Annotated in this window: 16 protein-coding genes; 4 read left to right on the forward strand and 12 right to left on the reverse strand. The window is 57.2% G+C overall.

Annotation, left to right across the window (positions count from 1 at the left end):
• The first annotated feature begins 7 nt into the window (after window positions 1-7).
• A complete protein-coding gene (locus Poly21_RS04160) occupies window positions 8-1,318 on the forward strand; it encodes a nucleoside hydrolase-like domain-containing protein (RefSeq protein WP_302117491.1) in 1,311 nt (436 codons plus the stop codon).
• Between the two features lie 84 nt (window positions 1,319-1,402).
• Here the strand turns inward: Poly21_RS04160 and Poly21_RS04165 are convergent, their stop codons facing one another.
• Window positions 1,403-2,719 carry an adenylosuccinate synthase gene (locus Poly21_RS04165; protein ID WP_302117493.1) on the reverse strand — a complete coding sequence of 439 codons (1,317 nt, stop codon included), beginning with the start codon at window positions 2,717-2,719 and terminating at the stop codon, window positions 1,403-1,405.
• A 258-nt stretch (window positions 2,720-2,977) separates the two neighbouring features.
• Window positions 2,978-5,020 carry a transketolase gene (tkt, locus tag Poly21_RS04170; protein ID WP_146405710.1) on the reverse strand — a complete coding sequence of 681 codons (2,043 nt, stop codon included), beginning with the start codon at window positions 5,018-5,020 and terminating at the stop codon, window positions 2,978-2,980.
• 614 nt (window positions 5,021-5,634) lie between these two features.
• On the opposite strand from tkt, the gene Poly21_RS04175 reads away from it, so the two are divergent.
• Complete coding sequence (locus Poly21_RS04175) at window positions 5,635-6,666, forward strand: ZIP family metal transporter (protein WP_302118447.1); 1,032 nt, start codon at window positions 5,635-5,637, stop codon at window positions 6,664-6,666.
• A gap of 251 nt (window positions 6,667-6,917) precedes the next feature.
• The gene (locus Poly21_RS04180) at window positions 6,918-8,846 is read left to right on the forward strand and encodes a sialate O-acetylesterase (RefSeq protein ID WP_146405711.1); all 1,929 of its coding nucleotides are present in this window, start codon (window positions 6,918-6,920) and stop codon (window positions 8,844-8,846) included.
• Between the two features lie 142 nt (window positions 8,847-8,988).
• Here Poly21_RS04180 and Poly21_RS04185 read toward each other — a convergent pair whose 3' ends face one another.
• The 4 genes from Poly21_RS04185 to Poly21_RS04200 all read right to left on the reverse strand — a co-directional run bounded on the left by Poly21_RS04185 (window position 8,989) and on the right by Poly21_RS04200 (window position 13,022).
• Window positions 8,989-9,957, reverse strand: a complete 969-nt coding sequence (locus tag Poly21_RS04185) for a cell division protein FtsQ/DivIB (protein ID WP_146405712.1) — start codon at window positions 9,955-9,957, stop codon at window positions 8,989-8,991.
• Window positions 9,958-10,015: 58 nt separating this feature from the next.
• Window positions 10,016-10,924: a UDP-N-acetylmuramate dehydrogenase gene (locus Poly21_RS04190; protein ID WP_302117498.1), complete on the reverse strand. Its 909-nt coding sequence runs from the start codon at window positions 10,922-10,924 to the stop codon at window positions 10,016-10,018.
• Window positions 10,925-11,053: 129 nt separating this feature from the next.
• Window positions 11,054-12,679: an arylsulfatase gene (locus tag Poly21_RS04195; protein WP_146405714.1), complete on the reverse strand. Its 1,626-nt coding sequence runs from the start codon at window positions 12,677-12,679 to the stop codon at window positions 11,054-11,056.
• 94 nt (window positions 12,680-12,773) lie between these two features.
• Complete coding sequence (locus Poly21_RS04200; RefSeq protein ID WP_302117500.1) at window positions 12,774-13,022, reverse strand: hypothetical protein; 249 nt, start codon at window positions 13,020-13,022, stop codon at window positions 12,774-12,776.
• A 596-nt stretch (window positions 13,023-13,618) separates the two neighbouring features.
• On the opposite strand from Poly21_RS04200, the gene Poly21_RS04205 reads away from it, so the two are divergent.
• The gene (locus Poly21_RS04205; RefSeq protein ID WP_146405716.1) at window positions 13,619-14,989 is read left to right on the forward strand and encodes a Gfo/Idh/MocA family protein; all 1,371 of its coding nucleotides are present in this window, start codon (window positions 13,619-13,621) and stop codon (window positions 14,987-14,989) included.
• 262 nt (window positions 14,990-15,251) lie between these two features.
• On the opposite strand, the gene Poly21_RS04210 is transcribed toward Poly21_RS04205, so the two are convergent.
• From Poly21_RS04210 to Poly21_RS04235, 6 genes are all read right to left on the reverse strand, one after another.
• Window positions 15,252-16,742 carry an aldehyde dehydrogenase family protein gene (locus tag Poly21_RS04210; RefSeq protein ID WP_146405717.1) on the reverse strand — a complete coding sequence of 497 codons (1,491 nt, stop codon included), beginning with the start codon at window positions 16,740-16,742 and terminating at the stop codon, window positions 15,252-15,254.
• Window positions 16,743-17,126: 384 nt separating this feature from the next.
• The gene (locus Poly21_RS04215; protein ID WP_146405718.1) at window positions 17,127-18,419 is read right to left on the reverse strand and encodes a BaiN/RdsA family NAD(P)/FAD-dependent oxidoreductase; all 1,293 of its coding nucleotides are present in this window, start codon (window positions 18,417-18,419) and stop codon (window positions 17,127-17,129) included.
• Between the two features lie 32 nt (window positions 18,420-18,451).
• Window positions 18,452-19,342, reverse strand: coding sequence for a transglutaminase family protein (locus Poly21_RS04220; RefSeq protein ID WP_146405719.1), 891 nt, complete (start codon window positions 19,340-19,342; stop codon window positions 18,452-18,454).
• A complete protein-coding gene (locus tag Poly21_RS04225) occupies window positions 19,339-21,936 on the reverse strand; it encodes a circularly permuted type 2 ATP-grasp protein (protein WP_146405720.1) in 2,598 nt (865 codons plus the stop codon). The genes Poly21_RS04220 and Poly21_RS04225 overlap by 4 nt, the downstream gene beginning before the upstream one ends.
• Before the next feature lie 57 nt (window positions 21,937-21,993).
• Window positions 21,994-25,398, reverse strand: a complete 3,405-nt coding sequence (locus tag Poly21_RS04230; protein ID WP_146405721.1) for a transglutaminase family protein — start codon at window positions 25,396-25,398, stop codon at window positions 21,994-21,996.
• 50 nt (window positions 25,399-25,448) lie between these two features.
• The gene (locus Poly21_RS04235; RefSeq protein ID WP_146405722.1) at window positions 25,449-26,396 is read right to left on the reverse strand and encodes an alpha-E domain-containing protein; all 948 of its coding nucleotides are present in this window, start codon (window positions 26,394-26,396) and stop codon (window positions 25,449-25,451) included.
• Window positions 26,397-26,444 lie beyond the last annotated feature (48 nt).

A 26,444-nucleotide genomic window follows, 5' to 3' on the forward strand; every position in this document is an offset into this window, starting at 1 on the left:
TGATCCAGTGTCAAGATTCCTAACAGGATGTGCAAAGAAACTGGGGATTTTTGTCCCGGCGATCCTACTTGCGATGCTTTCCCATCCGGCGTGTGGCGAAGAGCGACATCGCGTTGTCGTGTCGACCGATATCGGCGGCACGGACCCGGACGATTTTCAGTCCATGGTGCATTTGCTTGTGTACGCGGACGTCTTGGATATCGAGGGACTGATCTCATCGCCTTATGGTCCGGGCCGCAGACAGCATATTGAGGAGGTAATCGATTGCTATGACAATGATTTTGCCAATTTGAAAACTCATTCGGACGCTTACCCAATGCCGAGTGCCTTGCGAGCGATCACCAAGCAGGGAGAGACTGAAATTGCTCCTTACGGTGGAGTGCGTGAATCAACGGAAGGTTCGCAGTGGCTCGTGGAATGCGCACGGCGCGATGATCCCCGACCGCTGCACGTCTTGATCTGGGGTGGAATCGAAGACCTCGCCCAGGCACTGCACGATGCGCCGGACATCCTGCCGAAGCTGCGGGTCTACTACATCGGTGGACCGAACAAGAAATGGGGACCGCATGCGTATCAGTATATCGCCGATCACCATCCCAATCTCTTCATCATCGAAGCAAATTCGACATATCGCGGCTGGTTCACAGGTGGCAATCAGGCGGACGCGTGGGGCAACAAAGGGTTCGTGCAGCAGCATGTCGCTGGCCATGGAGCACTGGGCGACCTCTTCGATCAGAAACTCGACTCCATCAAGATGGGTGATACGCCGTCAGTCGGCTGGCTGCTTAACGGAACACCCAGTGATCCCTCCCGGCCCAGCTGGGGTGGCCAGTTCGTCCGCGCATGGGCACGACCCTACTTGCGACTCGACCGCGTTGCGACGACCGCTGACCAAATCGAGGTGTTTGGAATTCTCGAAATGGTGCTGAACATCAACGATGATTCGCTGGCAAATCCAGAAGCAGAGTTGATCGTTGAGAACCAAGAGATTCCCGGGTACGTGCCAGGCGACGGGACGATCAGGTTCCGCTTCTGCCCAAAGGCCATCAAAACTTACTCGTTTCGAATCCGCAGCAATATTGCCGCTCTTGACGAACAGACTGGCGGAATCCAGTCCAACGCTCCGCCTGTTACTCTGGCCCAGGCCCCCTCACCGAATCTTCCAAAGTGGTGGACCGATGATCCTGATACTCAGAACGCCGAGGGCGAGCACCATGGCGCGAAAACGGTTAGTCGCTGGCGCGGTGACTACCTCGCCGACTTCGCCGCACGCATGTTGAGATGTCAAACTCCGTCTGTGACGAAACCAGCTCATTAGCCGAAGTTCCATTTCGATGCCGCTAACATCGATGCCGCTATCCTGGATGACAACGGCATCGATCGCGGTACCTGCGAGGGACCGCTAGGCCAAGCCCATCGCGGCGGCTTCGTCGGTGAAGATCGTCTGGGCTCGATCTGGACCCACCGAGAGGATGCCGACGGGTACACCGACGAGCTCTTCGATCCGCTTGACGTAGGCGAGCGCGCCGGCGGGAAAGTCACCGACCGATCGCACATCGTCGACGGGTGAATTCCAGCCGGAGATCGTTTCCAGAATGGGTTTGCAGCGGCGCAGTTCATCCGCGTGGCTGGGGACATGGTGGATTTCTTTGCCGTCAAGTTCGTAGGCCACGCAAACCTGCAGTTCCTCGAAATGAGCGAGCACGTCCATCATCATCAGGGCCAGCCGTGTGACACCGGACAGGCGTGCGGTGTAGCGGACTGCGACGGCATCGAACCATCCGCAGCGACGTGGCCGCCCGGTGGTCGTGCCAAACTCATTGCCGAGTTTGCGAATCTTGTCACCGGTCTCGTCACTGAGTTCCGTGGGGAAGGGACCGCCTCCGACTCGAGTGCTGTAGGCTTTACAAACACCGAGCACATGATCGATCCACTTCGGCGGTACGCCCGCACCAGCGCAGACACCCACTCCGCTGCTGTTGCTGCTGGTGACGAACGGGTAGGTGCCGTGATCGATATCGAGTAATGCACCCTGGGCACCCTCGAATAGCAGTTTTTGATTGGCTTCGGCAGCGTCCAGGATCAGGTCAGTGGTGTCAGCGATCATCGGTGCCAGACGCTCCGCCCACGAAGCCGCCAAGGGAACCATCTTTTCCGGTGAGATAGTGGCCAGTTCTTCATCGGAGGCCCCGAGTTGTCGCAGCAACACGGTTTTTTGCTCTGCGACAGTGGCGATGCGTTCGTCGCGGGACGGTTGAATGAGATCCGTCATCCGGATCCCATAGGTACGCCCAACCTTGTCTCGGTAACATGGCCCGATCCCGCGATTGGTCGTGCCAATCGATTCCCCTTTGACACTGACTGCGTTGATCGTGGCATCTTCGATCATGTGCCATGGCATGACGAGGTGCGCCCGATCGCTAACCTTCAAGTTCCCTAGGACGTCGATGCCACGGGCGGTCAGCCCATCGATTTCCTCAAGCATCGTCGTGGGATTGATGACGACCCCAGGAGTGATGAAGTTCTGCACGTCACCATGCAAAATTCCAGAAGGGATATGGTGCAGTTTATAGACCTCGTCTCCAGCGACGACGGTGTGGCCGGCGTTGGCACCACCTTGGTAGCGGATGACACAATCAAAACGAGGTGCCAGCAAATCGACGAGTTTGCCTTTAGCCTCGTCACCCCACTGCAAACCAATCACGCATGTACCGGACAAAACGAAAAACCTTCAAAGAGAGAAAAGTAAGGGTGCAGGTAATAGTGAGGATTCAGAAATATTGGACTGGCGGGCGAGGGTAACGATTGTATCGCACCGAGCACGCTGTTCATTGACAAACCCTTCGCGGCTTCGACGTGGTCGCAAAGATCGAATGATCCGTCGGGCCCTTCGCCAGCCGGCGAAATGCGCAGGCTAACGAAGATGGCTACGGCTGTTGCTCTGCGTTCTGACGAACGCAGTTGCGTTACATTGTTTCTACTTTGCAGCTTCGACGACAGCGGCGGCATTGATGTGGAAGTGCTCGTAAACGGCATCGTAGGGGCCGCTGGCGCCGAAACTCTCCATCCCGACAAACTTTCCGGCCGATCCGATCCAGCGATCCCATGACATCCGGATGCCCGCTTCGATGGCAACGCGATTGGTGACGGTCGGTGGCAGAACTTCGTCGATGTACGACTGGTCTTGCTGGGCAAACAGGTCCATGCATGGCATGCTCACGACGCGTACTTTCTTACCAGCAGCGGTGAGGGTTTCTGCGGCGTCACGGGCCATGAACAATTCGCTGCCGCTGCTCATGAGGATCACATCTGGAGTGCCTTCGGAGTCGCTCAGGATGTACCCACCACGACGGCAGCCCGTGGCGGACGCATACTTGGTGCGGTCGAGCGTCGGCATGTTTTGCCGGGACAAAACCATTGCAGCGGGATGATGAGTGTCGAGCATTGCAGCTCGATAGCATTCAGCGACTTCGTTGGCATCACCGGGGCGATAGACGTTCAACCCTGGAATCGCGCGGCAGGCGGAAAGATGTTCCACGGGCTGGTGTGTGGGGCCGTCCTCGCCCACCCCGATTGAGTCGTGCGTGAGGATGTACAGCGTCGGCAAATGCATGATGCTGCTCAGACGCATCCCGCCTCGCATGTAATCGGTAAACACGAAAAAGGTCGCCGCGTAACCGCGTAGCCCGGACAGGCACAGACCGTTGACGATACCAGCCATCGCGTGTTCGCGGATCCCAAAGTGCAGGTTGCGGCCAGCGAATTGGCCGGGCAGGAACTCGCCGGCACCGTCGAAGGTCAGGTCTGACTTGTTACTCGGCGAGAGGTCAGCGGATCCGCCGATCATGAATGGCACATTGGCGGCAATTGCATTGAGTACCTTGCCGGAACTGTTGCGGGTGGCATCACCTTTTTCGCTCGGCTCAAAGACGGGAATGTCCTTGTCCCACTCAGCAGGCAGTTTGCCGTCAAACATTAATTGCAGTTCGGCCGCCTTCTCCGGTTCGGCGGATTGGTATTTTTCCCAAACCGTGTCCCAGGTCGCTGAGGCATCGGCGCCGCGGGCGCCAATTCCTTGAGCGAAGTGCTCCATTACACCGTCGGGAATGAAGAATTTCTCGTCTTCAGGCAGTCCATACGCTTTTTTCGCCAGGGCAACTTCATCCCATCCTAAAGGCGCGCCGTGGGCCCCGTGGGTGTTCTGTTTATGCGGGGCGCCGTAACCGATGATGCTCTTGACGATGATCAAAGTCGGTTTGCCCGCACATGCTTGAAATTCAGCCACGGCTTTTGCGAGCGCTTCGACGTCGTTGGCATCCGCAACCTTGATCACGTTCCAGCCGAGTCCCTCAAACCGTTTACCAACATCTTCGCTGAACGCCAACGAGGTCTCGCCTTCGATGGTGATGTGGTTGTCGTCGTAGATCCAACAAAGATTGTCGAGCTGGAGGTGTCCCGCCACGGAGGCAGCTTCATTTGCGATGCCCTCCATCATGTCACCGTCACTGCAGAGTGAGTAGACGTTGTAGTTGAAGAGGGTCAAATCGTCAGTGTTGTAGTTTGCGGCGAGCCATTTTTCGGCCATTGCCATCCCAACACTATTGCTAACGCCTGCTCCGAGCGGACCCGTCGTGGTCTCGATTCCCGCAGCATATCCGTACTCCGGATGCCCCGCACAGACCGAGTCAATTTGACGAAACTTCTTAATATCCTCGAGCGTCACCGCCTCTTTGTTGGTCGGCTTGCCGTGTTCGTCTGTCGCTTTGGTTCCGATCAGATGCAGGGTGCTGTAGAGCAGCATGGATGCGTGACCGCACGAGAGCACGAACCGATCCCGGCCAGGCCAATTGGGCCGAGCTGGGTCGTAATTCATCGTATTTTGGTACAGCTGATACGCGATCGGTGCCAACGCCATCGGAGTGCCAGGATGGCCACTATTGGCCGTCTGGACGGCATCCATGCTGAGCGTGCGAATGGTGTCGATTGCCAAAGTCTGAAGATCAGTCGAAGTGGCTGTCATGAACCGTGCCGAGGGGTCAGTGGAGAGTAGTCGAAATTTTGAAATCCTGGGAAAAAACGCGTCAATGGAATCATTTGCGTGATTTTCAGGCCCGCCAAAGCCTACTCACCCGGGCCCGCTCGGAAAAGGGGACAAAGGCGGCCACGCTACTGCAAGTCGTCCGCTACTGGCTGAATGCCAACATGGCCAACAAGTCAATTTCAGAACGAACGAGTTCTTCCCCAATCCGGCGGACCACCGCTGTTAAACGCACCGTAAGTATCGCAAGAATAAAGAGTTGCGGGGTTTTGGCAGGTGCACGCGAGAATGTGCCGCCAACAACGGTGAGGGGGTGAAGAGGCCAGTCAGAGGAGCCACTGATCAAGGTTCGTGTCGGCGCAGCGGCGCGGTCGGGAGGGGAGGATTCCAGCTTCCATGAGCCCGCCGAGCGGTGCGGCGCACATTCCACGGGTGGGCGGACGAGTACAGGCGGCTAGGGGCGAAAGCCAGCGCGCGAGTAGGAGCGAGGGTCAATAGTCGATCCGGCGGCAATGGCTTAGGATTGGGGGCGCCTGCTTTCCGCGAAGATTTCAGTCGACCCATCCATCATTCACCAATTCACCCCAATTCACTTGATGATTCTCGCGCCAGAACCGCTTTTATTCGTTTACTGCGTGTTCATCGTCATGGCTTCGATGATGGGCGGCCGGCTCTCGAAACTGTTTCATATGACCCACCTACGCACCCAGGTCCTGATGAGCGGAGTCGGGGGTCTGATGCTGGGAATCGCACTTTTACACCTGCTCCCCGACGCGACCGAAGTGCTCGGTTCGTCGTCCAAGGCGGGCGCAGCCGCGCTGGCAGGTTTGATCGCAATGTTTCTCTTGATCCGGTTATTCCACACGCATGACCACGGCGCCAAAGAGCATACCGACGAGGTGAGTCATCCGGGTGTATCTGATCATGATCATTCGCACGATCATGAACACTCCCATGAACACTCCCATGAACACTCCCATGAACACTCCCATGAACACTCCCATGGGCACGACCATGGGCATTCGCACGGTCACGGACACGCCCACGGACATCCGCACGCGCACAAGGGCCTGAGTTGGGCGGGAATGTTTTTTGGTCTGGCGCTTCACACGGTAATTGATGGAGTGGCATTGGCGAGCAGCGTGATCGCCGATGCGCACCACGGCGCTTGGTTGGGGTTGGCCGGATTGGGGACATTCCTCGCGGTGGCATTGCATAAACCGCTCGATGCGTTTGCAATTACCTCGGTGATGGCCAAACAGGGCTGGTCGTCGCGTGCTCAGACCATTGCTAACGCATGTTTTTCTCTGTCCTGCCCGACTGGGGCGTTCCTGATGTACGTCGGTGCTACCCACTGGACTGACAGCACGGCAATTCTCGGTTGGGGGTTAGCGGTGTCAGCGGGCTTCTTCATCTGCATTGCGCTCGCGGATCTATTGCCGGAGGTGGCCTTTCACGACCATGACCGCGGTAAGCTGACGGCTGCTTTGTTGCTTGGAATTGGAATCGCCGTAGCCCTTGAGAATCTTCCCGGCCACCAGCACAGCGCCGACGATGGCCATGATCACGCCTTTCCAGGCCTGCTCGATGAGGCACCCCCGGTAGACGAATCGACTGAGCAATCCTGAATCCGGGTCACGGTAGACTTGACCCTTTTACTCGTTGCGGTTGACTGCTGAGGCTTGAAGCTGTTTTCCAGCATGTGACAGCGAGGGCGGTTGTACACGGCGCGACTAGCGGGCGCTTTACTACTTTGGGATCAGTATCCGATGCGCCGGTCCACGGCATGTCACGCGGCTGATACGATCAATCCGTGACTCGCTCAGCGGGTATACTGTGGGCCCGCCTCACCTCCCGCCCTTTCACTACAAGTCTCCGAATGCTTCGCATTTCCTGTTGGTCGCGTATTTTCATTGCCTCGAGTCTCTGGTTGGCGAGCGGCGTCGCTGCGGTTTCGCGAGTCCACGCTGATCCGCCGAGTGATCGACCAGTCACCAACGTGAGCGAGACGGTCCCGGCTGTCCCTGTGGACTCAGACAGGTTTCATTTATTCATTTTGGCGGGCCAGTCCAACATGGCTGGGCGCGGTCAGGTCACCGATGCTGATCGGCAACCCCACCCACGCGTGTTATCGTTGGGAAAAGATGGTAATTGGGGGCTGGCGGTTGATCCGTTGCATTTTGATAAGCCCGCTGTGGTTGGGGTGGGAGTTGGCCGGTCGTTTGCACTTGCCTATGCCGAGCGACACCCTGGCGTCACGGTCGGTCTGATTCCCTGTGCGGTCGGAGGCTCCTCCATCGATACCTGGCAACCGGGTGGGTATCACGCGCAGACCCAATCGCACCCCTGGGATGACATGCAGTCGCGTGTACAGCATGTCGTCGGGCAGGGCGTGCTGAAAGGAGTGCTTTGGCACCAAGGTGAATCTGATTCCAACGATTCTGCTGCGGCAGTCTACGAAGCTCGCCTGAAAGAGCTGATTGAACGATTTCGATCGACTTTCGAGGAGCCACAGCTGCCTTTCCTGATCGGCCAGCTCGGCCAGTTTGCCGAACGTCCGTGGAACGATGCCAGGCGGGCGGTCGATGCAGCACAGCAGCGGACGGCTCAGCATGTTGCCAGGACAGCATTCGTCTCATCGGACGGTTTGACTGACAAAGGAGATTTAACCCATTTCGATGCCTCCTCACTGCGGACATTCGGTGTCCGGTATGCTGCCGCAATGCAGTGGATCGAGTCACGTGTGCCCGTGAAGAGTTTTCCCCCGGGCGACGGCAACCCACGCAACAGTGAGGGCGACTTTGTTCGCCTCGCCAGTGGCCGCATGCTTTACGTTTATACGAGATTCGAATCCGGTACGAGTGATCATGCATCGGCGACTCTGGTGAGTCGATGCAGCGACGATATGGCTGCGACCTGGAGTGACGACGACGTAACCGTGATTGAAAATGAGGGTGACATGAATGTCATGTCCGTGTCCCTGTTACGAATGGCGGACGGTCGTATCGCTCTGTTTTACTTGCAAAAAAACTCACTGACGGATTGCCGGCCGGTGGTTCGATTCTCAACGGACGAAGCCAAAACCTGGAGTGAACCTACCAAGATCATTCCGGACGCACAGCAGGGGTACTATGTCCTCAATAACGACCGCGTCATCCAGATGAGCAGCGGCCGATTGATCGTGCCGGTGGCATTGCACCGCTCGCCTGATCAAGCGGATCCAGATTGGCACGGGAAGGTAGGATGCTACTATTCGGATGATGACGGTATCGGTTGGAAACGCTCAGAATCACTGTTGATCGGGCGCTCTTCCGACGGGGTGCGGGTGAAGGCCCAAGAGCCGGGAGTCGTGGAACGACAGGATGGAAGTCTGCTGATGTGGGTGCGATCCGATCAAGGGACGCAGTACCAAAGCTCCTCATCAGATGGCGGGTGTACTTGGTCGTCTTTGCAGCCCCTGGCACTTTCATCGCCACTCTCTCCGGCCTCGATCGAACGGATTCCCGCTACGGGCGATCTCGTCGCGGTCTGGAATGATCACTCGCATCGGGACGTTCCTTCATCCGTGCGGACGCCCCTGTCGCTGGCGATCTCGAAAGATGATGGTGAGACGTGGTCACGCTCTATCCCAATCGCTGCCGATCCTACCGGCTGGTACTGCTACACGGCGATCGACTGGGCGGACGATTCATTGCTACTGGCGTATGTTGCCGGTCGTCAGGGACAGGGGCGCGAGCTGACCGCTTCGGTGATCACCCAACTGCCGCTGGCGGAAATTTATTCGCGACTATCGATCGCCGGCAACTGAGGGGTTCAGTGATTGGCAGGTGGGATTCGCAGATCACAGTTCGCTGGGCACGGGTCCTTGCACGCTCCTGCGACAACCGAGCCATCGCGTCAGAGCGTGCAGATCTGCACAGTGCCCTATTTCGGCGAGGTACGCCGCCATTCTACCGGCCGCGGGGGATATCGTTCGTAGCGGTGCTCACTCGTGGTGACTCGATCAAGCTCGGGCGTTGCACGATGGGCGTAGGCACATATTGGACTTGGCGCAGATCGCTACCCGGCGGGGCCCCATCGAGTAAGCTCTGCAGTTTCATCGGTGCAGTGGGTTCGCCTTGGGCCTCCGATCCTGGCGGACTGCCCCAAAACCAGCGCCGATTTTCCACACCAGCGATCTCCAGCTGCACGACGGGGTTTTGCCGGAGGTCACCATGGACGCCAATGCTGGTGATTTCCAGCTTTTCGCGAAGCGGGTTCAGCAAGTAAGCGAGCATCGCGGCAGCTTGGACGCGCGAATCTCCAAACTCCGCTCCCACGCCTCCGGTGGGGTAGGCACCGGGCACAATAATATGTAGGTAGTTGACCGTTTCCGATCTCGAAAAATCGCTTGGGGGCAGCAATACTCCTTCACCATCGATCGCAAAGAAGCCCGCACCGTCGTGCTCGGGGTGGCGACTGATAACATGCACCATGGCCACAGGCTGACGATACTCTAATCGGACGTTGAGGCGTCCGCCAGCCATCTTGCGCACGCCGACAACACGGCGAACCCAGGCATTGGATGCGAAAGCCGAAGCGACTTTTGCGCACGCTTGCTCGTCGAGCAGCGAGAGTTGATCCATGGCTGCATCACGGTAGACGGTCTTGATGATGTCGGACCGAACATAATTCGGCGGCGTCGTGACCTGGATCGCACTGGCCTGGACGCCGTAGTACTTGTGCGCAACATATTCGCTGCCCCAGTGCTGCCAAGCAGCATATCCCGAGATCAGTAAAATGGCCGGCCACAGGATCGAGAGCACGGCAGGCGCAGCAACCAGCGTCGCGATCCAGCGGATCTTCGACGGTGTGGCTTCCGTCTCGGTACCCCGGCGTGGTTTTGACGAGGCGCGTTTGGATGGTGTCGATTCGCTCACGTCGCGGCTCTACATCCTTGCAGGAAAAGCGACTCAGGTTGGACTTCAGAGTCTCTGACTACCAAATTTGCAAGTTCAACCGCAAGTCGATCCCGGTCTGCAAGAGCACCTGCTCGCGCACGCGGTCGATCAAGCGTAAACACTGGTCGCTGGTGGCATTTTCATGAGCGACGAGGTACTGCGGAGCTGATAGATCGAGCGAAACATCCCCCTCGCGCAAGCCTGACAGGCCCGTGCTGACGATCAGATCACGAGTCGACATGGAGTCTGGGTCAATGAAGGGCATCACAATTCGCGCGGTGTCGGACGGGCGACGCTGTCCCCGATGGATCCAAAGTTTCTGCATCCGCTTGGTCAGCGCTGCCACCTCCTTGCGTTCCAGTTCGAATTCCAAACTGAGGACGACGAGCCCATCGAGCGTTGACTTGCGATGTGAGAAACCGGCTTCCTCGGCGGACAGGGTTTTCGCGACGCCATTTTCATCGAGCACGTCAATCGAACGTACGACCGAGCCGATGTCGCGGCCCTCGGCAGAGGCGTTCCCCACCACGGCGCCGCCCACGCTGCCGGGAATACCGACCAGGTGTTCGAGACCTCCCAGCCCCTCACCTACTGTTTTAATTGCCGCGTGGGTCAGTTTGGCTCCCGCTCCCGCGCGGAGACAATTGCCGTTTATTTCTAAGCCGCTCGTCGCTGGACCGCTGAGGGAGATTACCAGGCCATCGAAGCCTGCTTCGCGGATGAGGACATTGCTGCCGTGGCCGAGAATACGGATCGCTAGGTCGTGTTGACGGGCGGCTTGGATCAGTTGCGAGATTTGACCGACCTCGACAGGTTCAGCCAAGAAACGAGCAGGGCCGCCAATCCCTAGCCAGAGGTGTTCGTTGAGCGGTTGGTTTTCGCCGACGAGATGCTGTAGTTCCGAGGGAAAGACGTCGGCGAGCGTGAGAGTGGATGAGGCAGACACGTGGCAGCAAACTCTTAGGGGAAAGGGGACAGACGGGCAGCCAGCGGCTCCGGTCGCGAAACATGCTCTCTGCTCACCTAGTTTGGCAGGCAGTGGCAAAATCCGCAATCGAGCCTAGAAATTCGCCATTCATTTGTCTTTGTGTTTTAAAAACTCGTACATATTAAAACGCTCGGGGAACGCGACCCCTGTCTCAGTTGCCCAGGCCTCCCATTTTGCAATCAATTCCTGTCGCAGTTGGGGTTCCTCACCAGATAAATCGTGCAGCTCGGTGCGGTCGTGGGCCAGGTCGTAGAGTTCCCATGGCTGCTCATATTCACGCACCAATTTCCAATCATTCCATCGCACGGCAGCATTCCCTTCATGCTCCCAGAAGAGCGGTTCGGTATGGATTGGGGAGTCTTCGCCGGCTATCAACGGCAGCATCGATTTCCCCTGGCACGCGGGGATTCCGGTGGGGTAGGTCGCACCTGCGACATCGATCACCGTCGCCATGATATCTTGGAGGTAAGCGGTCTGGCGAACCATCGTGCCTCGACTGGACGCCGGAATTCCGGCGGGCCATTGGACGAGCATGGGGGTGCAAGCTCCTCCCTCATGTACGAAGTGCTTGTACTTGCGGAACGGCGTGTTGCATGCCTCAGCCCATTGCAAGCCGAGCCGTACACCATCGGTCGTGGCCAGTGGTGGATTGCGAACCATCGCCTCGCCTCCGGAACCGAATTTCCCGCCTTCCTGGCAGGCGCCGTTGTCAGACATGAACATGATCACCGTGTTCTCATCCTGGCCGGTCGACTCCAAGAACTCGACGAGTTTCCCAATGTTCTGATCAATGGAGTCGATGCAGCCAGCATATGCCGCCATTGTGGCGTCGAGTCGATCGCGCTGTTTGTCGTTCAGTGATTCCCATTTCGGACCGTGGTGTGGGGCTGGCTCAGTGGCATCGGCAAGTAACCCGGATGCCCGTTGGCGTTCCTGACGCGCTTTCATCAAGGCCCGCCAACCAGCGGAGTATTTGCCCCGGTACTTCTCGAAATCTTTTACTTTGGCATTCAGGGGCCAGTGCGGCGCATTGTACGCCAAATAAAGAAAGAAGGGACTGTCACCAGCTTCGTTGGATTGCGAGATGTATTCAATCGCCTTATCGGTGAAGGCGTCGGTGGCGTACCAGCCCGCGGGCGTATCGACTGGCTCGTTGCCTTCGACGATGCCGCGGTTGCCACCCGGTTTGAAATAGTTGATCGCGCCGCTGATGCATCCATAGTATTGCTCAAAACCACGCTGCAAGGGCCAGCACTCCTGCCGGTCAGCGCCGAGATGCCATTTGCCAGTCATGAGCGTGCGGTACCCTGCGGACTTCAGCACCGCTGCCAGAGTCGTGCAGTTATCGTTTAAGTAGCCTTGGTATGGGCCGTCGATGCCGAGCGGCTGTCCGGGCGGCGCCGTCATGTGCCCGATGCCCACTTGGTGGGGTTGCAGTCCTGTCATCAATGCGGCGCGAGTGGGGCAACAACGCCCCTGATTGTAGAACTGAGTGAACTGCAGTCCCTGGCGTGCCAGTTTGTCAATGTGAGGCGTTTCGATTTCACTTCCGTAGCAGCCGAGGTCGGAGTATCCCATGTCATCGACCAGCACAACAATGATATTGGGACGGCTATCGGACAACTTGCTATCAGCCGCGGAAACGTGACGCGGTAGTGACGCCAGACCCTGGAAACAAGCTAGCAAGATAGAAAGCAAAAAATTCAGTCGCATGAAAAAACCAATATCAAGGGAAGTAAAGTTCGACGCGTCGAGCTGCCCGCAATTATAGGCAGAAATCCGATCACGAGGTTGAGTGGACCAGCCTCTATTTCACCGACGGTTTGAAGCTGAAGCTGCGTAGGCGGTCGATGGCCAGTAGCCGAGTCATGTCGTTGTTATCTGTCATCATTAAATAGCCAGCGTAAAATTCGATCGATTTGATTTCAAGTGAGTTGTTGCCCGACGCCGAACCGGGTGAGGTTTCGTACATATAGCTAACGGTAACATTGCGAAGGACCTTGGGGTCTCGCACGCGTACGACCGTCCAGGCCGCTCCGATAACGATAGCGCCCAATAGAAATCCGATGCAAAATGGTCTCGCCGCCGAGGAACGCGGAGGCCGTTGAGATGCAGTGTCCAATTGAGCGAACTCTTGAAAGGGGGCTGTTGGTTGGCAACGTTTTGCCACAGCGGACATGACCCTGCGAGTGGATTTCGATTCAGCAGCGACTGGGATTTGCAGGGAAATGACGCTACCGCGTCGCAGTGGTGACACACGTTGACATGCGTGGCGAGTTTGCCATGCCAGCATACCGAGTATACAAGATGGTTGCGTTTGCAACGCCCTGCAATCATTCTTAGGTGAGCGGCAGATCGCGTCGCTGCCTGTTGATTTACAAATCCGACTCGCCAGCGAGGTAGTCCAACTCCTCCATTGCTTTCGTCTTGTCTCGTCTCGGGCTTGCGCTTCGGTGTTGTATTTGTGCTTTTAGACAGCTGAAAGCAACTGACTCAGCAGGCTGGCAGGTGACTCGCACCGATGAGAACTTCGGCGCCGATGGGGGACACGCCACGAGAATCTGGGAGAACCCCTGCCGCTCTGACACGGTATATTGCTATTTGATGTTCGTTAAACACCCTTCATTTCCTCTAAAAGCCTGGATCCCCACCATGACCGTACCTCGTCCTTTGGACCGCCGCCGATTCTTGCAAGCCGCTACCGGTATGGGAGGTGCTGCAATGTTATCCTCCTGGGGGGGCCCCGCCGGTGCCGCGGACTCACCCAATGATCGACCCGTCTTTGCAACCATTGGTTTGCGGAACCAGGGTTGGAATATCACTAGCAAATCGACGCAGTTCGCCGATTTCGCTGCATTTGCCGATGTCGACGCGAACGTGCTGGGGGAAAACCTCGAGAAGCTCGAAAAGCAAACCGGCAAACAGGCGGAAGGGTACAAGGATTATCGCGAGATCCTCGATCGCGACGACATTGATGCGGTCATGATTGGTGCTCCCGATCACTGGCACACAAAGATCTCAGTCGAGGCGATGCTGGCGGGGAAGGACGTTTACTGTGAAAAGCCGCTAACATTGACCATCGACGAGGGCAAGCTGATTGAGAAGATCGTCAAGCAAACCGGGCGAGTTTTCCAAGTCGGAACAATGCAACGGACCGAAAACAATCAGCGTTTTCTCACAGCGATCGCGATGATCCGCGATGGGCGAATCGGTGATATCCGGCGCGTCACATGTGGAATCAATGGTGCTACAGGATCGCCGGAGATCCCCGCGATCGATGCCCCGAAAGGACTCGACTGGGACTTTTGGCTCGGTCCTGCTTCGAAGGTGCCCTACCGTGCTTTACCGGAGATGCGAAAAGGTTACGGCGGCGGAGTGCCACTGTATACCAATTGTCACTACGCTTGGCGAAATTGGTATGAGTATTCCGGAGGCCAAATGAATGACTGGGGGGCCCACCACGTCGACATCGCCACTTGGGCGTTGGGTGCGGGCGATACCGGACCGAACAAGATCACGCCGGTGAGCTATTCGCTACCGGTGGAATATAAGAACGGCTTTGCAACTGTCACCAATCAGTACAATACTCCCACGAATTTCGAGATCCACGTCAACATGCCCGGTGATATTCCTATGATCATCACTAGCGAAGGCGACAATGGAATTCTATTCGAAGGCACCAAGGGCCGATTCTTCGTCAACCGCGGCAAGTTAGCTGGGAAACCCGTTGAAGACTTAGAGAGCAATCCATTGCCCGAAGGTGCGGTGGAAGAGGTCTATGGCGGCCCGGTGAGTGCAAACCACACGGCGAACTTCATTGAAGCGATGCGGGCGCGAACTCAGCCGATTTCTGACGTCTGGACGCATAACCGGATGCTCGAGACCTGTCACTTGGCCAACATCTCAATCCGTTTGGGGCGTGAACTCAACTGGGATCCCGATGCGCGTCAGATTGTTGGTGACGACGAGGCCAATAGTTTTCTCTCGCGAGAAAGCCGCAAGGGATACGAGATCAACGTCTAGAGCGGCGCTAATCTCGCGCGAGGCAGCCCGATTAGGGAACAAGCGTTCCGTTGTTGGGCTGTCATCGCGAACTGTTTCGACACCGTCGCCAGGCGGTGGAGCGTGGCAATGACGCGAGTTGCTGCGTGCTGAGCGACGCCGCTGCCAGGGGCTTCGCAGCTACCTGGTACCTATTCGATCAGACCCTCCGCGTCGCAAGTTGCACGCTGCGATGCACGGAATGAATCATACTGATCGCAGTACCAGATCGCTGGGGTTGACCTTATGCCAGTGGCCGCACGACCGAAGTACTGCGGTAATAGTCCATCAGTGTTTCAGGCGAGAGCACTCCGCCGCCCAAGCCGCTCTTGTTGACGCCACCGTACGGAACACCCTGCGCGAACACGTTGTGTGCATTGATCCAGCTGTTGCCGGCTACCATCGCCTCTGCGACGCGGGCGGCGCGCTCATCGTCCTTCGTCCAGACGCTGTTGGCGAGACCGTAGTCAGTATCGTTGGCCATCTCGATGGCTTGTTCTTCGCTATCGAATTTCGCCAGATACGCTACGGGGCCGAAGATCTCTTCCTGAGCGGCAACATTGTCGAGCGATCCCGCCAAGAGCGATGGCTTGATGTAGTTTCCCGTGTAGCCTTCGACCTTCGCCTCACTGCCTCCACAGAGGCACTCGGCGCCACCGGCCTGCCCCTTATCGAGATATCCCAACACGCGGCTGCATTGCTTTGAATTAACAACCGGACCCATGTCGCTCGTCGGATCGAGTGGATGGCCGACCCGGATCTTGCTCATTCGATTGGTGCACTCAGTGACGAACTCGTCGTAGATGTTGCTATGCACGAACCAACGTGTGGCGTCACAGCAGACTTGACCGGAGTGAAATGTGATTGCGCCGACTAGTTTTTCAGCGGTCTCGGCAACGTCGACATCATCAAACACGACCGCTGCCCCCTTGCCGCCGAGTTCAAGTTTAACAGGCACCAGGTTACGTCCGCACGCCTCACCTACCATCCGTCCTACTTCCGGGGAGCCGGTGAACGACATGCGTTTGATCTGCGAGTTGTTCGACAGCGCCGCCCCGGCCCCGGCACCACTGCCGGTGACCACATTGATCACCCCATCGGGCACGCCTACCTCCTTGGCGAGTCTGGCCAGATAAATTGCAGACAATGAGGTGTCTTCAGCGGGTTTAATCACCACGGTGTTGCCAGCAGCGAGTGCGGGCGTGATACCCCAACCGATGAGCAGGAACGGAAAGTTCCATGGGAAAATAAAGGCGCAGGCACCCCAAGGTTGCCGATATTTCCACGCATCGTATCCCGGCGAGTCAATCTTTTCACGCAATTCAACCTTGCTCGCCAGGTCGATAAAATATCGCAGGGTGTCGACGAAGTTCTGCACATCTCCGTTCGCCTGGGCCTCAATCTTGCCGGCATCGAGGGCCTCAATCTGAGCGATGACCGGTTTATGTTTTTCAACGGCATCGGCTAGTTTTTTGAGAATGTCGCTCCGGTCGACTTGCGACAGGGCTGCCCATGCAGGAAATGCTGCTTCCGCGACTTCGACAGCCCGGTCGACTTCGACGGCGCTGAGATCGTGAATTTCGGCGATCTTCTCGCCAGAGCCTGGGTCGATCGTCACGATCGTATCACCGGACGAGGCGGGGAAATCCCGGCCACCGACGAAACTGGGAAAGGGACTCTGGCTCAGAAACGCTTCGACTTCAGGCAGCAGTTTCGTGCGGGTGGCGACAGTCATTTACGTTCTCTCACGAGGTAGGGGGATCAGGTGCGATAACATGCAGTGTAACGCTTTTCGTGGCCCAGATGAAGATTCCCATCTCACGGTTCGAAACCATCAGGCGGACATTCAATCGAGAGGGATGGCTGCGAAGATTTCTGATTTTGCGCGCGTCAGTGATGAACACACGTTCTAAATAAATCGTCGGCTAGTCAGTAGTCTACTGACTTTCTGACACCAATTACGCTTCGAAAAGCCGACATTTTCAGGACAATTGGAGCCCGTAGCCGTGCGTATCTTCCCTCTGGCGATGCCGCCCCGAATGATAACCGCTACTGGTCTTCTGCCAGCGGTTTTGAGATTGCCATCGAAATCCAGAATCTACCAGTTCGTCTTAGAATGCTAATCCGGGGGCCCATCCGTCGCGGCGATGCCGGCGGCTCTGCCAGTGCTGAATGCAGCCTGAAAGTTGTAACCGCCGATCCAGCCATCAACATCCAGCACCTCGCCAGCGATGAATAGTCCCGGGCAACGACGCGACCGCATCGTCCGTGGATCGACGTCTGCTAGCGAAACGCCACCGGCGGTCACTTCGGCCTTGGCGAATCCTCGCGTGTCATGTACCGGCAGTTGCCATCTTTTTAGATGATCGACGACTTGGTTCACGGACGTCGCTGAGAATTCCGCCAGCGTTTTATCTGCGTTGGCGGCTTTGGCACCGCATGATCGGGCCAGTTCCGCTGCCAACCGCGTCGGCAGCCAGCGAGCGAGCAGGCTCGAGACGGTTTGCTTTCCATGTGGCCCGCTGCGCTGAGCAAATAATTCCCGCAGGTCCGCTTCGCTTATCTCGGGGATGAGGTCGAGGTGCAGCCGTGTGTCACGGAACGAGGACGCGGCAGTGATCGTGCCGCTGACATCCATGGCCGCGGGACCCGAAAAGCCAAAGTGAGTGAATAACCACGATGCCCGACGGCGTGCCAGCGGCCTTTTCGACGTTGGTTTTGACGCGTCGTGCACTTCCGCGACCACGTCATCGAGAGTTAGCCCCGATAATGCCCGCGTCGCCTCGGTGCCGCCAACCAGAGGTACCAACGCTGGTCGTGTGCGAACGATCGTGTGGCCGAGTTCGGAAAGCCACCCATAGGCATCCCCTGTCGTCCCGCAGCCTGGCCAACTCTGCCCGCCCGCCGTCACGATCACATGATCGGCAGCACACTCGTGTTGACCATGGGGAGATTGCGCTGAGATCGTCCAGCCACCGCTGTGACCGGGCCGAACCGACTGCACGGCAGAACGCAGTTCGAGAACTGCGCCAGCGTCAATCATGTCGCGATGAAGGGCATCGCGAACGTCGATCGCACGGTTGCTCATGGGAAATATTTTCCCGGTCGACTCTCGTTTGGTCGCCACACCAAGTTGTTGGAAGTGGTCGATCGTGTCGCTCGGCGACCACTTGCCTACGCTCGGCTGTAGCCATCGGGCGGCGTGACCGAACGCTGTTGTGATTCCGCGAGCGTTCGTATCGTGGGTTAAATTGCAGCGTGTCCCACCGGACATCAATATCTTGACCCCGGTTTTACTCGACTTTTCCAACACGATGACTTCACCGCCACGTCGGGCAGCGACGGCAGCCGCCATCATACCCGCAGCACCAGCACCGATCACCACGATTCGAGGTCGCGTCGTAAACGCCATGTCAACTATTCATCCAGACGATGGGATGTTTGCTATTGAATCGGCAAGACATCGACGCTGACCTTTAGCAGTGGTTTTCCGCCACCCATCACGATACCACGCATGGGGCTGATATCGTCGTAATCGCGGCCGAGGCACATCGGGATATGATCCGTACCGGCACGGACTGCATTGGTAGGATCAAAGTCCACCCAACCAATCTCAGCCCCCGCATAGACGCCGATCCAGGCATGTGACTCGTCACAGCCGACCAAGCGAGGTTTGCCCGCCGGGGGATTCGTTCGCAGGTACCCGCTGACGTAACGCGCAGCCAACCCAAGGCTCCGCAAGCATGCGATCTGAACGTGCGCAAAATCTTGACACACCCCCGCCTTCTGCATGAACGCGGATTCGGTGGATGTATTCACATCGGTGGCTCGCGTGTCGTAGCGAAAGTCACGGTGAATATGTTTTGTGAGTGCGTCGACAGCGTCGATAATGCTGATGTGAGGTAGCATGATCTCGCGTGCATAGTCCGCAAACATCGCATTCAATTCGATTCTGCGAGATGCGAAGGTGTACTCACTCGCGTTCCAATTCGCCGGGTTTGTGCCGCGGCGAAGCATTCCCGCAAGCTCTCCCCACGGGGGAGCCGACGATAGATTGTTTGCATCGGGAATCGAAACCGTGACGTGACTGGCAACCCGCACACGTAGGGATTGATGCAGCGACTCGATCGAAAACGAATCCACCACATTCCCAAAATAGTCAGTGTGCTGGTGTCGTGCGGTTGGCTCGGGGACAATCTCTAAGTCGCACGAATGGCAGACGAGATGCGAGTGGTCTCTCGGCCGCATTCGCAATTGGTTTTGACAGAGTGCGACCGGTTCGCTGTAACGATAGGCTGTCTCGTGAACGATCTGATAATTCGCCGAATGCGTCATGGCGCGAAACCAATCGGCGCGTTGGTCATCGGAACTTGTTTAGCCGGCTCACCGGTGAGTGACTGTGAAACGGAAGTGTGGATAAGGTAGCGTGCCTCGATGGCATTAGCGAGTGTCGGCATCGCGGTACAAATTTTATCCAGTAGGTCAGCGAGTGCGTCGCGTTTCATCTCCGGTCCACAATGAGAGAGGTCGGTAACGTTAGCGACGAGGAGCCGCCGCATCAAGTCTGCAGCAATCCGCTCGTCTTCTCCGAGCCCCACATGAGCTGCTGAAGTGGGAAGTTCGAGAAGCACCTGTTCGATGTCTTGCATTTGAAATCGCAACGAACGCGGGTTTGATTCATCGGTCACCAGCAGATCGATTGTAGGCGCGGGCTGCATGAGAGAAAGATAACGTGAGCGATAGGTCATCAAACTGTCCGTGGCATCCAAGATCGCCTCACACAAGTTGCTTTCACTTCCCATCGGTTCGGTCATCGTCGCCAGCAGGAGTTCGGCGGTCTGATGGGCCCGCTCAATTCGCCTACCCAGCAGGACGAATCGCCAACCATGTGTCCGCGTAAGGCTCTCCGCGGCCAAACCGCTAAAGGCGAGAAGTAAGGTGATGCAGTGATTGAGTCTTTCAATTGCCGCGATCACATTCCCCCCTCGTGGACGACTTTGCACAACGACTTGGTTGTGCAGGGCTCGGAGGATGCGATAGGCATCGAGCGAAATACGATCTCTCACTGCCGATGCGTTGCGAAGGGCTCCCACGGCGGCGGACTGCAATCCACGCGATGTGCTGCAATCGAATACGCTATCTGGCAACATCACGTCGAGTCGTGGCATCGCTCCATTGAGACCTTCGATGGCGTAGTCGGGTTCCAACTGACCCATCGCCGCCAGGGCGGCGGTCAGACGCGGCATCTCTGAGAGTTCGTCGAGCTCGTCTTCGCCCGCGAGTCGAGTTAACGTCGTCCTTAAAAGTCGTGCGATCGACTCGCAACGCTCGGTATAGCGGCCCAACCAGAACAAATGTTCGCCGACCCGACTAGGTAGTTCTGCACCGCTGCGGCGCAAACGGATAGGTTCCGACTCCAGGGGGAGAAGCGTCGCCTCATGATCGACTGGATCGTCGGTGACAATCCAGCAGTCTTGCGTCATCTGGCCGCTCACCGCCGAGCCCCCGAGCAGCTCCGGACGTGGGCTCACGCGAGCCAGTCCGCCCGGCAGCACTTCGATGCCGTCGGCGGTTTGCAGCTGAAACGACCTCAACGTCAAATGCCAAGGACGAAGCTTGCCGTCGCTCCATACAGGTGTGAGGCTGTGTGATAGCCGCTCTTGACCAACGTATCGATGCGGTTGTGCTTTGATGCTCCGCACCAGCTCGCCTTTCTGCTCGGCCGTCATCTGTTCGGGAATCAGGGGCTCAAATTCCTTCACCGCGTAGGCGCCACGCACGATAAGCTTATCAAGATTGTTTAATACGTATCGGCATGGTCCTTCGTCACCGCACCAATAGGTCGCCACGCTGGGAAGCGTCAACTCTTCGCCGAGTAGCTTCCGCGCAGCGGCACCCAAAAAAGGCAGCAGCGCTGGCATCTCTGCAATCGTCGCGCCGATCGAATTGACGACTGCCACATTGCCATCGCGAATCGTCTGCAGCAAGCCCGTGCAACCTTCTAACGCGTTAGGATCCAGTTCAAGCGGATCGCAATTTTGATCGGAGACATGGCGCCACAGTACATCGATCGGCAGCAAGCCACCAAGCGTCTTCAAATTGAGTCGCTCGCCACGGACAGCAAGATCACGACCTTGAACTAGCGTGTAACCAAGATAACGCGCCAAATACGCATCTTCAAATTCTCGATAGCTACCTGAACCCGGCGCCAGCAGCGCCACGCGAGGGTTCTCGGCAGCATGCGGTGAGAGGGCGCGAAGATGTGATCGCAGAGACTCGAAGAAGGGGGCCAAACGGAGAACGTTGGCGCGGCGGTGAAGGTGAGGAAGTGCTCGGCTGAGCACAATTCGATTCTCCAATAAATGCCCCAGTCCACTGGGGGCACGCGTGCGATCCCCTGTCACCCACCATCGTCCGTTGTCGCCGCGTACGATATCGAATGCGGTGACGTGCAGTCGCTTCGCTCTGGCCGCCGCGGGGGCCCCGTTCGGAGTGGGAATTCCACCCGTCTGTTCGAGCCGATGGTAGGCACGGTAAAAGTGTGGGTTGCCCCACACGATCTCTCGCGGTACGACTCGATCACGCACCAGAATTTGGGAACCAAGCAGATCGTCGAGTACGGCTTCGAGTACGCGGACGCGTTGTGCTAGACCGCTCGAAAGCGCTCTCCAGTCATGATCTTCCAACGCTACGGGAACGGTCCCGAGTTGCCACGGTTTCTTATCGTTATCAAATTGAAATGTGAGGCCATGCTCGCGAACGAGCTGCTCAATCTGGACCGATCGATCACTCAGACCGCTGGCGCCGATCTGATTAAACAGATGCTCAATCGCCGCCCATTGGGGGCGGATGTGTCCTTCCTCTCCACGGCATTCATCAAATCGGCCGATCAGCTTGTCATAACTAGCCAGCGAAAAGGGCGTTGTCATCGAAGTCGACAAAGTTTTCTGGCCTGGGGAATGAATGTCGATAGGTGATCAGACATTCTAAGGCCGCCGCAAATCCATTGTAAGCGGGTAAGGCTCAGAACCGTGGAAGGTCGGCAGCTGCGGCACTTGCATTTCGCCACCCGTCATCGTGAAGGCATCAAATCTCGCGGTGCGTCGAGATTCGGCTTCCTTTGCATTGATGGGGAAATTGTCGCTGCAAATACCACCAGGATGGACGGCGTGGTAGGTACAACCCCCAACGCTCCGGCGAGCCTTCAAGTCGATCAAATCGAATCTGAGCGGCGTCTGAATTCCGATGGTGGGATGCAAGCATCTCGGCGGCTGCCAAGCACGATACTTGATACCGGCTACCGCTTGCCCAGTCACTCCGGTTTGATGCAGGGGCACGCGGCGTCCCGCACAGGTCACCGCATAACGCTGCGGGTCCATGCCTTCCACGAGAATTTGCAGACGCTCGAGAGACGAATCGACAAAGCGAGCGGTACCGGCCGACCCCGCCTCTTCGCCCATCACGTACCAGGGCTCGATAGCACTGCGAACTTCCATCCGTACGCCGTCAACAACCAGCTCGCCCATCACCGGGAATCGGAATTCATGGTGGGGGGCAAACCAATCGCCTCGCACCGGCGAACCGGCCCGCTGCAGTTCATTGGTCAACTTCTGCAGGTCCTGCCAAACGAAGTAGGGCAGTAGATACCTGTCGTACAACATCGGGCCCCAGTGCACCAAGGGATCGGTGTAAGGGGATTCCCAATACGCAGCGACGATCCCACGAATCAAAAGCTGCTGGGCCAAGCTCATCTGGGCATGGGGGGGCATCTCGAAGCCGCGAAGTTCCACCAAGCCCAGTCGCCCAGTGGAGCTGTCAGGGGAATACATCTTGTCGATACAGATTTCAGCTCGGTGAGTGTTCCCGGTCGTATCAACGAGAAGGTCGCGGAACAAGCGATCGACCAGCCACGGCGGTACAGCCGTCCCCACAGGAGGTAACTGAGCGAGTGCGATCTCCATCTCGTAGACAGAATCGCTACGGGCCTCGTCCATCCGCGGTGCTTGGCTGGTCGGCCCGATGAATTTCCCGCTGAACATGTACGACAGCGAGGGGTGGTTGTGCCAACATCGGATCAGACTGCCCAGCAGATCGGGGCGACGAAGAAACGGGCTGTCGGCCGGCTTGGCACCGCCCATGACAATATGATTGCCACCCCCCGTGCCCGTATGGTGACCATCGAGGTCGAACTTTTCAGTCCCGAGCCGCGATAATCTTGCCTCCTCGTAGAGCGTCTGAGTCAAATTCACAAGCGATCGCCAGGTCGGTGATGGTTGTGTGTTGACTTCAATCACGCCAGGGTCAGGAGTGATTTTGAAATAATCGATGCGATCATCTGCTGGGGGCAGGTAGCCCTCGACCACAACGGGCAGTTCTGTCATCGCGCAGGTCTGCTCGATCGCGGAGATCAAATCGAGGTAGTCCTCCAGACGCTGAGCTGGCGGCATGAATACGTGTAGTCGACCGAACCGAGCTTCCACACAGAGTGCTGTATGGACGACATCATCATGGGTCGGCAAGTCATCTTCGTCGACGTCATCAATCGTCTGTTCGTTGACCGTTGCGGAGGCTACGTCATCTCGGCTGCTAGCTCCGCCGGTGCCGCCCTGCCGAGCGGCGACGTAACTATCCATTCCGCGGATACTGCGCGCGTCGTCACCAATCGTGCGAGCAGATGTCGGCAGCGGTCCATGCTGCATCGTCGGATCAAAGGGCGTCGAGTAGAACGGCGCATCGCTGTATGAATCGGTCGGTAGCTTATCTAAAGGTAATCGCAGGCCAATCGGCGACTCTCCAGGAATGAGATAAATCTTTCCACTGCGAATCGGCCACTTACCACCCATCCAACCTGGCTGGGCTTGCCACCAAGCTCGACGCAATGGCAGCACGTAGCCAACGGGCGTGCCGAGACCATTGCCGAAGGTCCTCATTAACATCGCCCGCTCATTGGGATCCTTCAACCGCGGATCGGCGGGGTCGATATCGACCGGCAGCCGGTCCTCTTTCCACAAATAGTGGAAGATGTCTTCGTGGACGGGGAAGGTCATCTTGGCGCTGATGCCGAGCTCACGAGACAGGATGCGGATGAAACGCTGGGCCTCCTCATGAGTGTGCTTATAATCGCGACCTTCATCGGCGAGCCATTTCTCGTCGTGCCAAATCGGTTGTCCGTCGCGCCTCCACACACAGGTCAGGGCCCACCGCGGCAACTGCTCGCCGGGGTACCACTTGCCTTGACCGTAGTGCAGAAGACTGCCTCCGCCAATCTGATCCGAGGAGGCGAGCTTATCGCGAAATCGTTTTAGGAGAACGTTGCTCAGCACCCGCTTGTCTTCACCCACCGCGTCGGTGTTCCACTGCGGATGATCCATGTCATCGATCGAAACAAACGTGGGCTCACCGCCCATGGTCAGCCGTACATCGCCCGCCTCGAGTTGCTCGTCGATCTTGTCGCCAGCGGCGAGGATCTCACTCCAAGTTGTATCGGTGTACGGCTTGGTTACCCGCGGGTCTTCGTGAACCCGAGTGACCGTCATCTCGTGCTCAAAGGAGACCTCGCACGGCTCGTGCCCACCCGCAATAGGAGCGGCCCCTGAGTACGTCGGCGTGCATGCCAGCGGAATATGCCCCTCGCCAGCGAGCAGACCGCTCGTTGGGTCAAGCCCGACCCAGCCTGCACCAGGCAGGAACACTTCGGTCCAAGCGTGCAAGTCACAAAAATCTTCGGTGGGACCTGAGGGGCCGTCGAGCGATTCCTGATCGGTGGCAAGTTGAATCAAATACCCCGATACGAAGCGAGCCGCCAATCCCATCTGACGGAAGGTTTCGACCAACATCCATGCCGAATCGCGGCACGACCCGCTGCAGAGCGTCAATGTCTGCTCGGGTGTCTGCATCCCGGGTTCGAGGCGGATTTTGTAATCAATCTTTTCCTGGGCCGCGCGATTGATATCAACAATGAAGTCGATCGTCCGTTCGTTGGACTGCGGTAAAGACTCAATCCACTTTTTCAGCGCGGGTGTCAACTCGCCTGGTTCTAAATAGCTCGCCAACTGCTGACGAGTTTCCGCGTCATATTCAAACGGAAATTCTCCAGCGGCATCATCCACAAAGAAGTTGAACGGATTGATCACGGTCATGTCAGCGATCAAGTCAACTGTCACGCAAAAGTGATCGGTGGGTTTCTCGAAGATCAGTCTGGCGACCGGATTGGCGAACGGATCCTGCTGCCAGTTGACAAAATGCTGATCCGGCGAGACTGTCAAGCTATATGCTGGAATCGGCGTCCGGCCATGGTATGCCGGACGCAGTCGCACCAATTGCGGGCCCAGCATGATCTGTCGGTCGTAGTGATAAGATGTCTTGTGATGCAGCGCAACGCGAATCGTCATGAGAAAACCAAAAAGACTAGAGGAAGATGGACGCGGTTCGCGTGGTCGGACTACTTATGTGACGATTGGAAATAGTCTTCGGCAAGTGAATTGCCGATGTCGTTGAGTTCCCGTTGCAGATCGTCCACAAATTCATGCATCCCGCTGGCGAGTACATCGTCGACTTTCGCAGTGGCGAGGCGATGTTGGAGTGCGTCCATTTTCTCACTCGCGGGGCTGGCTTGGCGTGTTCGTGAGCACTGGTCAATCTCGCTGAGGGACCATCCCGCCGAGGCAATGCAGTGATGAACACTACGCGGGAAGGTGCGATTGAACAGAAAGAAATCGACAACGTTCTCGACGTCAATATCGTGGTGGTCGCGTCGATAGGCTTCGAATCCACTAATCGCTAGTAGCAGTGCAGACCACTGCAACTCATCGATCGCCGTTCCGACGTGATCGACACTTAACAGCAGGTTGAAGTACTTGACGTCGAGTATCCGCGATGTCTTGTCGGATCGTTCCAGCATCCGGCCAACGTTGGCAAAGTGCCATGTCGTGTCTTGGGCCATCGTACTCCCCAAAACACCGCTCCAAAGTAGCGCATGCTGGCGAATGTCATCAAAGAACTTGCTGTTGCGATCGAGCGATTCGTTTCGGGAGGCGTCGCGAACGAAATGATAAAACTCATTAATTTGCTCGAACGCTTCAGACGATAGCTTCTCGCGAACACCGCGAGCGTTTTCACGTGCAGCGCGCAGGCAAGTCAGCATTGAGTGTGGGTACTCGTCGTCAAAGGCGAGGAAGTGAACCACGTTCTCTTGATTGGGCGCACCGTATTTTTCTTTGAACCACTGTTCGTCCCCGGTCACGCGGACTAATGGATCCCAAGGATCGACGAGGTTTTCAGGTTGGTCCAGGATCAAGTGCAAGGTGACTTCGAGAAACCGAGCGATATTCTCGGCACGCTCGATTTGGCGACTCATCCAATAAACCGATTCGGCAACGCGGGAAAGCATGACGGTAGGTTGGTAATTAGTAGTGAAGCGGAGGGGCGACTCAGTGGC

The organism is Allorhodopirellula heiligendammensis (genome assembly GCF_007860105.1).
GTDB classification, from domain to species: domain Bacteria; phylum Planctomycetota; class Planctomycetia; order Pirellulales; family Pirellulaceae; genus Rhodopirellula; species Rhodopirellula heiligendammensis.